Origin of the sequence: Kitasatospora sp. NPDC008115, from assembly GCF_042957205.1 — a bacterium.
Classification (GTDB): domain Bacteria; phylum Actinomycetota; class Actinomycetes; order Streptomycetales; family Streptomycetaceae; genus Kitasatospora.
This window is the reverse complement of record NZ_JBIBHU010000006.1, coordinates 269,127-283,171: the sequence shown is the minus strand read 5'-3', so window position 1 is coordinate 283,171 and position 14,045 is coordinate 269,127. Positions and strand designations below refer to the sequence as shown.

General features: G+C 72.9%; 13 protein-coding genes. 9 read left to right on the top strand and 4 right to left on the bottom strand.

All coding sequences use genetic code 11. From position 1 onward, the window contains the following. Positions 1-106: 106 nt before the first annotated feature. Together ACFZBX_RS10805 and ACFZBX_RS10800 are read left to right on the top strand one after the other, a co-directional pair. Positions 107-751, top strand: a complete 645-nt coding sequence (locus ACFZBX_RS10805; RefSeq protein WP_391532958.1) for a HemK2/MTQ2 family protein methyltransferase — start codon at positions 107-109, stop codon at positions 749-751. Then, on the top strand, positions 741-992 hold the full coding sequence (locus tag ACFZBX_RS10800) for a CDGSH iron-sulfur domain-containing protein (protein WP_391532956.1): 252 nt from the start codon (positions 741-743) through the stop codon (positions 990-992). Before ACFZBX_RS10805 ends, ACFZBX_RS10800 begins: the two co-directional genes overlap by 11 nt. Positions 993-1,018: 26 nt before the next feature. On the opposite strand, the gene ACFZBX_RS10795 is transcribed toward ACFZBX_RS10800, so the two are convergent. Together ACFZBX_RS10795 and ACFZBX_RS10790 are read right to left on the bottom strand one after the other, a co-directional pair. Continuing rightward, complete coding sequence (locus ACFZBX_RS10795) at positions 1,019-2,077, bottom strand: iron-containing redox enzyme family protein (RefSeq protein WP_391532955.1); 1,059 nt, start codon at positions 2,075-2,077, stop codon at positions 1,019-1,021. A gap of 644 nt (positions 2,078-2,721) precedes the next feature. Next, on the bottom strand, positions 2,722-4,188 hold the full coding sequence (locus tag ACFZBX_RS10790; RefSeq protein WP_391532954.1) for an aminotransferase class I/II-fold pyridoxal phosphate-dependent enzyme: 1,467 nt from the start codon (positions 4,186-4,188) through the stop codon (positions 2,722-2,724). A 141-nt stretch (positions 4,189-4,329) separates the two neighbouring features. Between ACFZBX_RS10790 and ACFZBX_RS10785 the strand changes: the two genes are divergently transcribed. The 3 genes from ACFZBX_RS10785 to ACFZBX_RS10775 all read left to right on the top strand — a co-directional run bounded on the left by ACFZBX_RS10785 (position 4,330) and on the right by ACFZBX_RS10775 (position 7,983). After that, entirely contained in the window at positions 4,330-6,804 is a 2,475-nt protein-coding gene (locus tag ACFZBX_RS10785; RefSeq protein ID WP_391532952.1) for a molybdopterin oxidoreductase family protein, read from the top strand. Beyond that, positions 6,801-7,289, top strand: coding sequence for a hypothetical protein (locus tag ACFZBX_RS10780; protein ID WP_391532951.1), 489 nt, complete (start codon positions 6,801-6,803; stop codon positions 7,287-7,289). Before ACFZBX_RS10785 ends, ACFZBX_RS10780 begins: the two co-directional genes overlap by 4 nt. Positions 7,290-7,746: 457 nt before the next feature. Beyond that, positions 7,747-7,983: a DUF6296 family protein gene (locus ACFZBX_RS10775; RefSeq protein WP_391532949.1), complete on the top strand. Its 237-nt coding sequence runs from the start codon at positions 7,747-7,749 to the stop codon at positions 7,981-7,983. A gap of 43 nt (positions 7,984-8,026) precedes the next feature. Here the strand turns inward: ACFZBX_RS10775 and ACFZBX_RS10770 are convergent, their stop codons facing one another. Continuing rightward, a complete protein-coding gene (locus ACFZBX_RS10770) occupies positions 8,027-8,416 on the bottom strand; it encodes an STAS domain-containing protein (protein ID WP_391532948.1) in 390 nt (129 codons plus the stop codon). Positions 8,417-8,680: 264 nt separating this feature from the next. Continuing rightward, on the bottom strand, positions 8,681-9,124 hold the full coding sequence (locus ACFZBX_RS10765) for a hypothetical protein (RefSeq protein WP_391532947.1): 444 nt from the start codon (positions 9,122-9,124) through the stop codon (positions 8,681-8,683). Positions 9,125-9,617: 493 nt separating this feature from the next. Between ACFZBX_RS10765 and ACFZBX_RS10760 the strand changes: the two genes are divergently transcribed. From ACFZBX_RS10760 to ACFZBX_RS10745, 4 genes are all read left to right on the top strand, one after another. Beyond that, positions 9,618-10,139, top strand: a complete 522-nt coding sequence (locus ACFZBX_RS10760) for a hypothetical protein (RefSeq protein WP_391532946.1) — start codon at positions 9,618-9,620, stop codon at positions 10,137-10,139. Positions 10,140-10,181: 42 nt separating this feature from the next. Beyond that, a complete protein-coding gene (locus tag ACFZBX_RS10755) occupies positions 10,182-11,702 on the top strand; it encodes an ABC1 kinase family protein (RefSeq protein ID WP_391532944.1) in 1,521 nt (506 codons plus the stop codon). A gap of 43 nt (positions 11,703-11,745) precedes the next feature. After that, positions 11,746-12,828 carry a polyprenyl synthetase family protein gene (locus tag ACFZBX_RS10750; protein ID WP_391532942.1) on the top strand — a complete coding sequence of 361 codons (1,083 nt, stop codon included), beginning with the start codon at positions 11,746-11,748 and terminating at the stop codon, positions 12,826-12,828. Positions 12,829-12,906: 78 nt separating this feature from the next. After that, on the top strand, positions 12,907-13,983 hold the full coding sequence (locus ACFZBX_RS10745) for a glutamate dehydrogenase (protein WP_391532941.1): 1,077 nt from the start codon (positions 12,907-12,909) through the stop codon (positions 13,981-13,983). Positions 13,984-14,045 lie beyond the last annotated feature (62 nt).

Genomic DNA, 14,045 nt, shown 5'->3' with positions numbered 1-14,045 from the left:
CACTCACTGCCGCTCTGCCACTCCCCCAACACCTGGCGTCCGGTGGAAGACCGGAGTCGGCGAGCGGGCAGGGTGTGAGGTGGGCTCTCTGGGGCAGGCGCGCGGCATGCTGCTGATCAGACCGCCCGGGGTCTATCCGCCCCAGGGCGACACCGAGCTCCTGATCTCCTGCCTGCGCCGCGAGCGCCTCGACGGGGGCTGCTGGGTGCTGGACCTGGGAACCGGGACCGGGGCGGTGGCACTGGCCGCCGCGCGAACCGGGGCGCGGGTCACGGCGGTGGACCTCTCGGCACGCGCCGTTCTGGCGGCCTGGGCGAACACCCGGCTGCGCCGCCGTCACGTCGAACTGCACCGGGGCGACCTGACCGGCCCCGTCCAGGACCGGCGCTTCGACCTGGTGACCGCCAATCCGCCCTACGTACCCACCGAGGGCTCCGGACGGCCGCGGGGGCCCGCCCTCGCCTGGGACGCCGGGCCGGACGGGCGGCTCGTCCTGGACCGGATCTGCCGTGAGGCGCCGCGCCTGCTCGACGCCGGCGGGGTGCTGCTGCTCGTGCAGTCGTCGCTGGCGGGCGTGCCGCAGACCCTGGCCGCGCTGCGCGATGCGGGCCTCCGGGCGGCCGTGGTGGCCCGTCGACGGCAGGCGTTCGGGCCGGTGATGACAGCGCGGGCCGGGCTGTTCGAACGGCTGGGGCTGATCGGGGCGGGCGTGCGCGAGGAGGAGTTGGTGGTGGTGCGCGGTGTCCGGTAGCGGAGACCCGGGGCGCGGCGCTCGTGCGCCGGTGCGGGTGACGGTCCTGGCCGAGGGGCCGATCCTGGTGGAGGGGCCGGTCGAGGTGACCGGGCCGGACGGTACGGTGCGGCTCTGCGAGCGCCCGGTGGTGGCGCTCTGTGCCTGCCGGCGCAGTCGGCACCGCCCCTTCTGCGACACCAGCCACCGCCGGCACGGCGGCCCCGTCGGAAGCCACCGCGATCCGTCGGCCCCCCGTTGACGCTGACCGGCACCGGACCGCGCCGCTCACCCCGGCCCGTCGGGCAGGGGTACGCGCAGCGAGCTGCGCCCGGCGCGCCAGTGGCCCAGCAGATGGGCGGCGAACCGGTCGTCCACCACCTCCGTCGCTGCCAGACCGAAGGCGATGTCCTCGGCCAGCGCGGGTTCGGCGGCCGTCAGTTCGTCGATCACCCCGCGTCGGACCAGTTGCTCGTGCACCGCGTCCGCCTCGATGTGCTCACGGTAGAACAGCGTGCCGTCCGGCCCCGCCCCCAGCCGCTCCAGGGCGGCGGCCAGCCGGGCCGCGCCCGGCGAGGAGGTGATCTCGATGGCGGCGAACTGGCCGACGGCCGCGCCGCGCAGCACCCGGTGCAGCCCGAACAGCGTCATCAGGTTGACCACCGCCAGCGCGGGCGCGGGCACCGCGTCGAGGTAGTGGCCGTAGGCCGGCTCCAGGCCGAGGTCGGCCATCATCCGGGCGAACAGCAGCGCGTGGGCGTTCTCCGGCCGCCCGGCGCCGTACTCGTCGAAGGTGACGGTCATCAGGACGGCCTGGGCCGGGCCGTGGATCCTGGGCAGCATCCACAGTTGCGGGTCGGCCTCCTTGAGGTGGTAGACCGAGCGGTGGACCAGGTACTCGCGGGCCTGCCAGCGCTCGCCCTCCGCCTCCAGGTACGCGGACGGGCCGCCGTCGCCCGCGGCGGTCAGCAGCCGCTCGACGGCCTCGGCGAGCGGCCGCACGGGCCTCGCCGCTTCCCGGACGGCGGCGAGGAACGGGCGTTCCAGGGTGCGCCGGAGCGCGAGCAGCCCGGGGTCCCACTCCCACCCGGCGTCGACGCCGGGCAGGCCACGGTCGTGCAGTTCGTAGCAGAGGTGCAGCGCGAGTTGGTGGTCCTCGCCCCACGGGTCACCGTCCCGAACCGCCTCCTCCCACGCACCACCGGACAGGTCGCCGGCCGGTTCGCCGGTCGGAGCGGCCGCCAGCAGGGCAAGGACGCCTTCGGAGAGTGGCCCCCGGGACGCCGGAGCCCGATGCAGGTCGAATGCCGCTTCAGCAGCCTGGGAATTCCGCGTCCGCCTGCCCATCCCCTTGTCTCCCTCCGATCAACCATCGGATCTGGTGGGGCGGCTTCCCCGGATCGGCCTGCGCGAACCTGTGGGTGAGGAGCGGTCCCAGCGGCCGCTGTGCGCTTCGGTGGACGGGCGGCCGTCGGTGGGTGGACACCGTTGCGCCGGTGCTGCCGCACCCCGGGGCTCAGTGCTCCGGGGGGACGGGAGAGTGCGCGCTGGGCCGCGGCGAGGACGGGGCCGGTGATCCGGCGCGCAGCGGGCCGGTGGGCGCGCAGGGCGGCCTGGGCGGCGTTGGCTCCGCAGGCGCCGTGGACCCCGCCGCCGGGGTGGGCGGAGGAGGAGGCCATGTAGAAAGTCCGGATGCGATGAGCGACGGCTCCGTCTTCCGCTGGTCGTGCCGCCGACCGACGCCGGCGGCGGCCGGTGCCGTTCGCCGCGGCCAACCGCCGGTCGGCGGGTCGGCGGGTCGGCGACCGAGCGCGGGCCGCACCTTCATGCTCGGGCGCCGCCTGTACCCGGGTGCCATTCGCGGAGAACAATGGTGGCATCGTCCTGCAGCGGCCGTGCTGGTGGTCGAGGCCCTCGGGTCGTTGCCGCGGGGTCGACTTCGCCGTGCGGCGGCGGCACGGGGGCAGGCGCGGCCGGGCCGTCAGCGGCTGTCAGTCCTCGACGGCCACCCGGACGCTCTCCAGTGCGGTGTCGGCGGCGTCCGGGACGAGCATGCCTGCCTGGACGCCGCTGTGCAGGTAGGCGACAACGGCGTCATTGAGGCGTTCACCGGGCAGTGCGGCCGGGATCCCCGGAGGGTAGGGGGTGAGCATCTCGGCCGCGATCCGGCCGCTCGCCTTGCCGATCGGGACCTGCTCGGTGGCGCCGAAGAAGGCGTCGCGCGGCAGCATCACCTGCTCCAGCCGCAGGTCCCGCGGGTCGGGCACGTCCACGGCCGGGCCCGGGCGCAGCCGGTCGGCCACGTCCGTCAGCTCTTCGAGGGCGGCCAGGAGCCGGGCGGTGGTCGCGGGGGTGTCGGCGTGGGTGAGCTGGGCGCTGATCCGGCGGTGGTCGCAGACGTGCAGGTCGACCTGGTGGTGGGAGCGCAGCCAGTCCCCGGCCCGGTAGCCGGTGCTGCCGAGTCCGGTCACGTCGATGATCACTTGCAGGGGGTCCAGGTCGAAGGCGCGGTGCGGGGCGCAGAAGTCGTCGCGGCTGTGGACGTGGAGCCCGTCCAGCTCCTCGATGCGCCGACGGACGTCACCGGCGAGGGCGAGCGTGCGGTCGTAGAGGGCGCGGCCGTGCTGGACCATCTGGCGGCGCCAGCCGTCCAGGGCGGCGTGGACGAGGACGGAGGGGCTGGTGGTGCCGAGCAGGTCCTCGCACTGCTTGAGCACGGCGGGGTCGACACGTCGGCCCTGGAGGTGGAAGACGGAGCTCTGTTCCAGGCCGGAGCCCATCTTGTGGACGGAGGTGACGCACACGTCGGCGCCGGCGTCCATCGCCCAGGTCGGCAGGTCCGGGTGGAAGGGAAGGTGCGCGCCCCACGCCTCGTCGACGATCAGCGGCCGGTCGTGTGCGTGGCACACCTCGGCGACGGCCTTCAGAGCCGCGCAGGTGCCGTACGGGGTGGGTGAGGTGACCAGCGCGCCGCGGGCTTCGGGGTGCTCGGCCAGCACCCGGGCGAAGGCGTCGGCGGACGGCGGGTGGGCCAGGTGCAGGTCCGGGTCCCACTGCGGGTCCACCCACAGCGGCCGGATGCCGGCCAGGATCAGCCCGGCCACCACGGACTTGTGCGCGTCCCGGCCGACCGCCAGTTGCTCGTGCGGCCCGGCGACCGCGAGCATCGCGGCCTTGACGGACAGCGAGCTGCCGCAGGTGGAGAAAAAGGTGTGCTCGGCGCCGACGGCCTCGGCCATCAGGGCTTGCGCGTGCTCCAGGATTCCGCGGGTGGACAGGCGGTCGTCCAGGCCGCCGGTCGCCAGCACGTCCGCGCGGAACACGTCCGCGCCCAGGACGCGCACCACCCGTTCGTCCGCGCCGCGGCCCTGCTTGTGTCCGGGCGGGGTGAACACGGCGTGCCCGTTGGCGTGGTAGGCGGCCAGGGCTTCCAGTACGGGTGCCTGTGACTGGTCCATGCTCCGCGCGTTCCCGCCCCACCGCTGCGGAAACCGCCCGGGCCGCCTGCCCCGGGGCGGTGGCGCGGACGGGGGAAGGGGGCAGGCGCCCCCGGCGTGGCGGGCACCTGACCTGCGCGCGGACCCGGAAGGGTGAGGGCGATGGAACCAGTGGTGGACCGGATCGCGCAGCCATGGGGAAGCCGCACTCCCTTCGAACCAGGCACGCCCTGGCCCGCCAGGGTCGACGCCTTCCTGGCCGACGGCCTAGCGCCACAGGACGTCGAACGCTGGGTACCCGCCGCCTCGCTCCTGCACTCCAACGGCGACGCCATGGACATCGCCGTCCGCCACGGCCGGATCGTCGGAGTGAGGGGGCGCGCTTCGGACCGGGTGAACCGGGGCCGGCTCGGACCGAAGGACCTGTTCGGCTGGCAGGCCAACCACTCACCGGACCGACTCACCAGCCCACTGATGCGCAGGGGCGGGGAGCTGGTGCCGTGCGACTGGGACACGGCCATGAGCGCCGTGGTGGCGCGATCGAAGGGCCTGCTGGACGAGAGCGGGCCGGGGTCGGTCGGCTTCTACACCAGCGGGCAGCTGTTCCTCGAGGAGTACTACACCTTGGCGGTGATCGCCCGTGCCGGGATCGGCACCAACCATCTGGACGGCAACACCCGGCTGTGCACCGCGACCGCCGCCCAGGCGCTGAAGGAGACCTTCGGCTGCGACGGCCAGCCCGCCTCCTACACCGACATCGACCACTGCGACGCCCTGGCGCTGTTCGGGCACAACATGGCCGAGACCCAGCCGGTGCTGTGGATGAGGGTCCTGGACCGTCTGGAGGGCGCCGCCCCGCCGCGGCTGGTCTGCGTGGACCCCCGCCCCACCCCGGCCGCCGCACGCGCCACGGTGCACCTGGCCCCGCGCGCCGGCACCAACGTCGCCCTCCTCAACGCGCTTCTTCACGAGATCATCCGTACCGACCGGATCGACCGCGACTACATCGACCAGCACACCGTCGGATTCGACGAACTCGCGGAACGGGTTGCCGAGTGCGCTCCGGCCTGGGCCGCGCGGATCTGCGACGTCCCCGTCTCCCGGATCGAGCACGCCGCAGAGATTCTGGGCACCGCCCGGCGGCTGCTGTCCACGGTGCTGCAGGGCGTCTACCAATCCCACCAGGCCACTGCCGCAGCCGTCCAGGTCAACAATCTCCAGCTGATCCGCGGCATGCTCGGCCGCCCCGGCTGCGGGGTCCTGCAGATGAACGGCCAGCCCACCGCCGAGAACACCCGCGAATGCGGCGCCAATGGCGACCTGCCAGGGTTCCGGAACTGGGAGAACGACGCACACGTCGCCGAACTCGCGCGCCTCTGGAACGTCAAACCGTCACGAATCCCGCACTACGCGCCGCCCACCCCGGCGATGCAGATCCTCCGCTACGCCGAGCAGGGCTCGATCCGAATGCTGTGGATCTCCGGCACCAACCCCGCCGTCTCCCTGCCCGAACTGGCGCGCATCCGCTCGATCCTCGGCCAGGAGCGGCTGTTCACCGTCGTCCAGGACCTGTTCCTGACCGAGACCGCGCAGCTGGCGGACGTGGTGCTGCCCGCGGCGACCTGGGGCGAGAAGACGGGCACCTTCACCAATGCCGACCGCACCGTCCACCTGTCCGACAAGGCCGTCGACCCGCCCGGCCACGCGCGCCCGGACCTGGACATCTTCCTCGACTACGCCCACCGCATGGACTTCCGCGACAAGGACGACCAACCGTTGATCGGCTGGCACGACCCGGCCTCGGCGTTCGCGGCGTGGCAGGAGTGCAGCCGAGGCCGGCCCTGTGACTACACCGGCCTCAGCTACGAGAGGCTGCGCGAGCACGGCGGCATCCAGTGGCCGTGCACCGACCAGGCCCCTGACGGCACCGAGCGCCTCTACGGTGACGGCATCACCTGGGCCGCCCCGGAGACCTGCGAGACCTACGGCAAGGACCTGGTCACCGGCGCCCCGGTCTCCGAGACCGAGTACCGGGCGCTCAACCCGCACGGCCGAGCGGTCCTCAAGGCCGCCGAGTACCTGCCGCCGCACGAGGACACCGACGACGAGTACCCGCTGCAGCTGACCACCGGCCGCACCCTCTACCACTTCCACACGCGCACCAAGACCGGCCGCACTCCCCAGCTGAACGCCGCCGCGCCGGACGTGTGGGTCGAGCTGTCTGCCACCGAGGCGGCGCGGTGCGGTGTCGCCGAGGGCGACCTGGTCGAGGTCACCAGCGCGCGTGGACGGATCCGCGGCCGGCTGCGGGTCACCGCCATCCGCGACGGCACGGTCTTCGTCCCCTTCCACTACGGCTATTTCGACACCCCTGCCGGCCACCGGCCCGCCGATGGCGCACCGGGGCGGGCGGCCAACGAGACCACGATCACCGACTGGGACCCGGTGTCCAAGCAGCCGCTCTTCAAGACCGCCGCCGCCCGCCTCACTCTCGTCAAGCGGTCGGACGGGGCCGTCGCACCGGCGCCGACCATCACGGCCTCCGCCCCGCTGCACCCCCGCTCCTTCCCACCGACCGCCGGCGGGCCGGCCGCCGCGGCCACCCAGACCGCCGAAACGGAAGGTGAGCGGCCGTGAACGGCATCCGGGCCGTCCTGCGGGCCCTGCACGAGGGCGAACACCGGCTCGAGCGCGACCTGCTCACCGCCGCCGACCGGCACCGCGCCGACCACGAGATCCACCACGTCGCCACCGACATCGCCCGCTGGTCCCGCGAGCACACCGAGCGCCTCGCCGACGCCGGCCGGCACTACGACCTCGACCTGTCCGGCGCGCACGAGCCCGCACCCGGGCTGTGGGCAGGCCTGCGGGAGAAGACGGGCGAGGCACTTGGGCGCCGCCCTGAGCCGGGACTGCTCCTCCTGCACGACCTGAGCGGCCTCCACCTCACGGCCACCGAGAACTCCCTGAACTGGGAGATGCTCGCCCAAGCGGCCCAGGCCACCAGCGACCACCGCCTCCTCGGCCTCGCCACCGCCTGCCACCCGCAGACCCTGCGCCAGATGCGCTGGACCAACACCATGATCAAAACCCTGGCGCCGCAGTCGCTCACCAGCATGTGACGCAAAGCCGTGCGATCACGGGGAGTGATGGCGAGGGCGAGGTCCCTGTCCGACGGCGCGGCAGGGCCGTCGGACAGGGCCAGCCGAATGCCTCACCTGAGGAGCGCTCCACAGGCGCGCGCGGGCATCGACGTGTGGCGGCCCAGAGGAAACTCGGACCGAACGGCCGCCACCTCTCCGTGCACCGCTCGAAGTGGTCGCTGCGCTCATCCGCACTCGCCCGCGGCTGGTCGGCGCGGTCCCGTGGATGGCGCGGAGTACGGTGGGGGGTATGAGCGGTCACGCGCCGCGTCGTGCATCGGAGGCGCCTGTCTGCGAGGTCTGCAGCCGGGCGCAGATGTGGCCGCCGGGTGAGGTGACCGTGGTGACAGGCGCTGCCCGGCTCTGGAGAGCCGGGCACCTGGCCCAGGACGCCGACCGGCGCCCTGTCGGCGGTGCCTTTGAGGAGGCGGTGGGCGTGTCTGTTCACCAGCGGTATGCGGTTACCCTGCCCGGACCGGTCGGCGCCCACGAGCGGCTTACGGTGCTCCTGGTGCACCTGAGCGACGGGATCGCCCCGGGCGGCGGCCACGTGTGGACGGATGCCACCGGACAGTGGCGGTTGCGGATCGAGGGCGAGGTGGCGACGGTGCTGTCCGCGCCCGCGGACTACGACGGCCGCCACCCCTGTCTGGAGGCCGTCCCGATGCCCTGACCACGCCCGGGACACCGGCCACCTGTTTCCCGTCAGCTTTCCGTCAGCCGGTGCCCGTGAGGGCGGCGCGGACGCTGGGCCGAATCGTGAAGACCTCATCCGTGCCGGTCGCCTCCAGCAGCCGGCGGGCCTGCCCGGGGACGGCGGCCAGGGCCAACGCGGTCCCGGCGGCCTCGGAAGCAAGGCGGATGCGCAGCAGTTCGTTGAGGCAGGTGGAGTCGCAGAACAGCAGGTGGGAGAGGTCGACGACCAGCAGGTGCGGTCGCTCGGCCAGCGCCCGGTCGAGGGCGTCGTGCAGGCGGGCACGCTGGTCGTAGTCCACAGTGCCGTCCAGGCGCACGACCTCGGCCCCGTCCGGGGAGTGGGCGGTGGTGATCCGCAGCAGCGGAGCGGGCACGGCGTTGGCGCCGCGCACGGGATGCCGGGGGGACATGAGCGGACCTCCTTCGGCGCGGGAAGCTGTCCGCCTTCGAGCCTGCCCCGTCCTGTGCCCATTCGCCATTGCGTAAGGATGCGATCGTGACCTCGCAGCCGGGCATCCGAGCGGGCGTGTTGCTTCCGGCCCCGTGATCGATGGCGAAGCGGCGGCGGGATGACATCTTCATCGGCTGCGTGGCTGCCTCCTCCCACTGAACGTCGCCGGCCCACCGGACCGGCGGGCGCAGCACGCAACTGTGCGTGAGCGCTGGAGCACACCTCAGGGGGTGTACCGCTTCAGGAAGAGGTGCTTGCCGCACTCCTGGGCCAGCCACAGGCGCCGGTGCTCCCCGAAGTCCGCGAGGCGGGGGTTGTCGAAGGTGTGGGGGAAGTCGGATTCCGGGTTGACGGTGACCCAGACGCGTTCCAGGCACCAGGCGGGGCGGTGGCCGTCCGGTTCGAGGCGCAGGTACGTCGGGTAGCGGTCGAGGTCGTCGGTGTCCAACTGCGGCCTGCGGGGATCGTTGCGGCTCGGGTTCTCCACGTTGGACTCCTCGCCCAGGACGAAGGTCCAGTTGTCCCCTCGCTCCAGTCCTGCGCTGGTGTCGGCGGCGTTCAGGAGGAACTCCCGGCCCGCGATGCCCAGGTAGACCCAGCCGTGAGTACCGGCGTTCGGAACGTCCGCGGTCCGGACGCGGGCCTTGATCTTCTTGATGTCCGCCACCTTGATCCTCCATTTCCCGTCGACGTCATCGACGTCCGGTGAACGTGCACGATCTACACCCGATTATTCCTCGCTATGTGAAATTCGAACCAGAATCACGAACCCGACCTGCCGTCGCCGAGCCTGATTCACCGGCGAAGGTACGAATATCGCTTCGCCTCATCAAGCGCCACCGCCCGGCGGCCCGACCCGCACACGCCCGCCACACCGTCACGACCAGGGAAGTCTCCTGCCGGTCCCCCTGCAGTCGACGCTCGCATCCGAGGCCTCTTCCACCCCGAGTCACCGACGATCCTTCAGTTCTAAATTCACTTCTCCAGCACACGCACACGCCGGGCGTGCAATGCCAGGCACGCTCCCCCACCCCGGGGGAGTGCGACAGGGCGAACGTTTCCGGAACCGCCCGCGGGACAACATCAAGAAAGCCGATCAATTCAGTCCGCCGGTCGAAAACCCCCTCGGCCGAAGCCGCGCCGTTCCTCGAGGAGGCCCCATGTCCCGCCATCAGCGGTCCTCGTTCAGCCATGCCCTCCGTCGCATCGTCCACGCGGCGGAGGACCTGGTGGACGACACCCTGGACCGCGCCGGTGACTTCGAGCGCGGGATGCGCCACTCGGTCAGCCGCGCCCTGGACGACGACCCGGATCACCACGACCACGACCACCACCACCCCAGGCACCGCGACCGGGACCGGGACCGCGACGACTGCCACCACGACCACAAGGACTGCCAGCACGGCGGACACGGCCACCACGGCCACGGCGGCTGCCACGACGGCCACGGCCAGGGCGACTGCCACCACGGCCACGGCCACCACCCCCGTCGCGACGACCGGGACCGGGACGATTCGCGGGAATGGGACGGCCCCCGGGAGGGCGGCGGCCCCCGGGGCGACCGGACGGACGACCGGACGGACGGGCGGGACGGTCGCGAGACCGGCGAACTGCGCTCGCTCAAAGAGCAGTTGATGCACCTCGCCAACCGCATCGACCGGATGTCCGATGGCGACCGCTGACCGCCGGGCGGCCCGGCCCGGTTCCGGACGGCGGCGCCCGTGGTGAGCGGCGGCCGGGGCCGGCTGTTGATGGGGATCCTCGCCCAGCTGGCCGGCCAGGAGGCGGCGCGCGCGGTCAGACCGCACCGGGGGCCGGCGAACGGGCAGGACTCCGGAGCCGGCCGGCGCGCCCGGGACCTGCGTGACGCGCTGGAGCGACTGGGCCCGTTCTACATCAAGGTCGGCCAGATGCTGGCGACCCGCCCCGACATCGTCTCCCAGGAGATGATCGACGAGTTCGAGAAGCTCCAGGACCGGGCGGCTCCCGCCCCCTTCACCGAGTTCGAGCCGATCCTCACCGAGGAGCTGGGTCCGCTGTGGCGCAGCGGCTTCCGTGACATCGACACCGGCAATCCGCTGGGGACCGCCTCACTGTCGCAGGTGTACCGGGCCGAGCTGCACTCCGGACGCCAGGTCGCCGTGAAGATCCAACGCCCCGGGGTCCGCGAGACCGTCACCGCGGACATGAAGCTGATGGGATCGCTGGCACGTTTCGCGGCCCGCCGGGCCCGGCGGTTCAACGAGGTCATCGACGTCGAGGCGATGCTGAGCGTGGTGTTCGACGCGATGCGGCCGGAGCTCGACTTCGTCATGGAGGCCCGCAACATGACGGAGGCCGCCAAGGCCGCCGAGGACTTCGAGTACATCGCCGTCCCGGAGGTCGTCCAAGCCACTCCGCGGGTCCTCGTGCAGGGCCTCGCGCCGGGCAAGCCGATCCGCGAGGCGGACCGCGACGCGTTCAGCGCGCAGGAGCGCGCGGCGATCGGGCGCGATCTCCTGGCGTTCATGTACCGGGGCTTCTTCGTCGACCGGGTCTTCCACGCCGACCCGCACCCCGGGAACGTCTTCGTCCACCCCGGGCAGCCGGCCACGCTGATCGACTGGGGCATGGTGGGCCGGATCGACCGGCCGATGAGCAACAGCATCCTGCTCCTGCTGCTCAACCTGGCGATGAACGACGGAGCGGGCACCGCCCGGGCGTGGATCGACATGGGCAGCACCACGTCCTGGACCAACGCCTCCGCGTTCGCCGGGGACATGGCCGCCCTGGTGCCCCAGATCGCCACCGCGTCCCTGGAGGACCTCAACTTCGGCGTGACGCTCACCGCCGTCCTGCAGCACTCCACGAAACGCGGCATCCGCACCAGTCCGATGGTCTCCGTCCTCGGCAAGTCCTTCGCCAACATCGAAGGGTCCATCCGGCACCTGGCCCCCGAGATCTCGATCATCGACGTGTTCTCCGAGGAACTCACCGGCATCGTCATCGACCTCGTCAAGGAGTCCCTGGCCCCCCAGCAGGCCGTCCGCACCGCGCTGGAGATCATCTCCGCCGGCGCCGCCGCGCCCCAGCAACTGCGCGGGGTCACCCGGGACCTGTCCAACCGGGACCTGACGATGCGCATGACCCTCAACGACGCGGTGCGCGGGGCCCGCCGAGACCCGGCCCTGAGCCTGGGTGCCGCGGAGGTCGCGCTCACACTCGGCGCCGCGCTGCTCTGGCGCCACCAATCGAAGATGAGCTGAGCGGCACCCGTGTACGCCCGAGCCTCGACCGCAAGGAGTCCAGGTGAGCCCGAACACCCCGGCCGCCGATGTCCTCGACCTGCGCCGTCTGCGCACCCGCATCGACGCCGTCCTCACCGGATTCCTCCGGCACGCCCCGGTCGCCGCCGTGCCCGCCCAACGCGGCTCGGCCCGCGAACTCGCTAGAGCCCTCGACGACTTCGTCCTCGCCCCGGCCAAGCGCATCCGGCCCGTGCTGTGCGTACTGGGCTGGCACGCCGGCGGCGGCAGCGGGAACGAGGAGCGAATCCTCCGGTTGGCCGCCAGCCTGGAGCTCTTCCACGCCTTCGCGCTGATCCACGACGACATCATGGACGCCAGTGAGACCCGCCGCGGTCGTCCCACGGCCCACCGCGCCTTCGCGGCCCGGCACGCCGGCCGGTGCGATGCGGACGCGTTCGGCACCGGCGCCGCCATCCTCCTGGGCGACCTCGCGCTGGTCCGCGCGGACGAGCTGCTGCACACCGCGCAGCTGTCCGGGAGCGAGTACCGGGCCGTCCTGCCCCTGATGGACGCCATGCGGGCCGAGCTGGTCCACGGCCAGTACCTGGACCTGATGACCACGGGAACCATCACCCCCGACATCGAGTGCGCCATGGCCGTCAACCTCTACAAGACCGCGAAGTACACCGTGGAGCGGCCCCTGCAGCTGGGCGCCGCCCTCGCCGGCGCGGACCCCGCCCTCCTGCGCGCCTGCTCCGCCTTCGCCCTCCCGCTGGGCGAGGCGTTCCAGCTGCGCGACGACCTCCTGGGCGCCTTCGGCGACCCGCGGCTCACCGGCAAGTCCGCCTGTGAGGACTTCCGGTCCGGCAAGGCCACCGTCCTGATGGCCCTGGCCGTCCGCCGGGCGGGCCCCGACGAGAGGGAGCAGCTCGCCCGGCTGGTCGGCGACCCCGGCCTCGACGACGAGGGGGTCTCGCGGGTGCGCCGGATCCTCGACGGCACCGGGGCCCCCGAGGCCGTGGAGCGGATGATCACCGGCCGCTACGACGCGGCCCTCGCCGCACTCGACCGGTCCGGTTTCCCCGCCGACGTCGTCTCCGTCCTGCGCCGCCTCGCCGCCGCGACCGTTCACCGCAGTGCGTGAGGCACCGCGTCCACCGACCTGCCTGCCTGCCGGCCTGCCTGCCTGCCTGCCTGCCGACCACGATGTACAGGAGGAACAGTGGGCGCCGCCCTCGACATCCTGCCGTTCTACTGCCCCGTCCCGCCCGCCATCCACCCGGAGGTCGACGCCGTCGAGCGCCGGGCCCACGCCTGGCTCGACCGGACGGGACTGTGCCCCACCACGGCGTCCCGGGCCTGGACCGCCGGCACCAACAGTGCCGAGTTCTACGCCCGCTTCGCCCCCGACGCCGATCCCGACCGCCTGTGGATCGCCGTCTGCTGGATCTACTGGGGATTCGCCTTCGACGACGCGCGCTGCGACGAGGGCCCTCTCGCCGCGGACCCGGCCGGCTTCGCCGCCCTGGCCGGGACCGTCCAGCGGGCCCTGGAACTGCCCGGTTCCCTGGACACCGACGACCCCTACGCCGCGGCGCTGCACGACATCGGCGAGCGCTTCCGGGCCTGCGCCGGGCCGGTGCAGAACCGGCGCTTCCAGCAGGCCCACCGCGCCTGGCTCAGCGGAGTCCAGTGGCAGATCGGCAACCGCGCCGCCGGCCACATGCCCGACCTGGACGCCTACCTGAGCATGCGTCTGCACTCGGCCGGCGGCGAACCCACCTACGCCATGCTGGAGATCGCCAACGGCATCGACGTACCGGCCGCCGAGATGGACTCCCCCGCCGTGTGCGCGCTGACCGAAATGGCGATCCTGGTCGCCGCCCTGGACAACGACCGCCATTCCCACGCCAAGGAAGCCGGCCGCGGCCAGACCGACCAGAACATCTTCGCCGTTCTGACGGCCCGGCACACTCTCGCCCCCCGGCAAGCGCTCCACGAAGCCGTCGCGCTGCGCGACGCCGTCCTGGACAGGTTCCTCGCGCTGCGGGACGAGGTCAGCCGCCGTGCCGGCGCCGACCTGCGCCGGTACCTCGACGACCTGGGCCACGGCATCCGCGGAAACATCGAGTGGGGACTTCGCGTCCCCCGCTACCTCAGCCTCCGCGACGCCGCCTCCGGCCCCGGCACCACGACCGCCCCCGACCGCCTCCCCTGGGCCGAGCGGCCGCTCACCGGCACCCTCGATGTCCGTCGTCTGCCCACCATCTCGTGGTGGTGGCAGGACCTCGCCCGCTGACCCGCCCCGGGTCGAGCGCGGCCGTCCTTCGGGGCGCTCCGCGCCCTCTCGGAGGCGAGCGG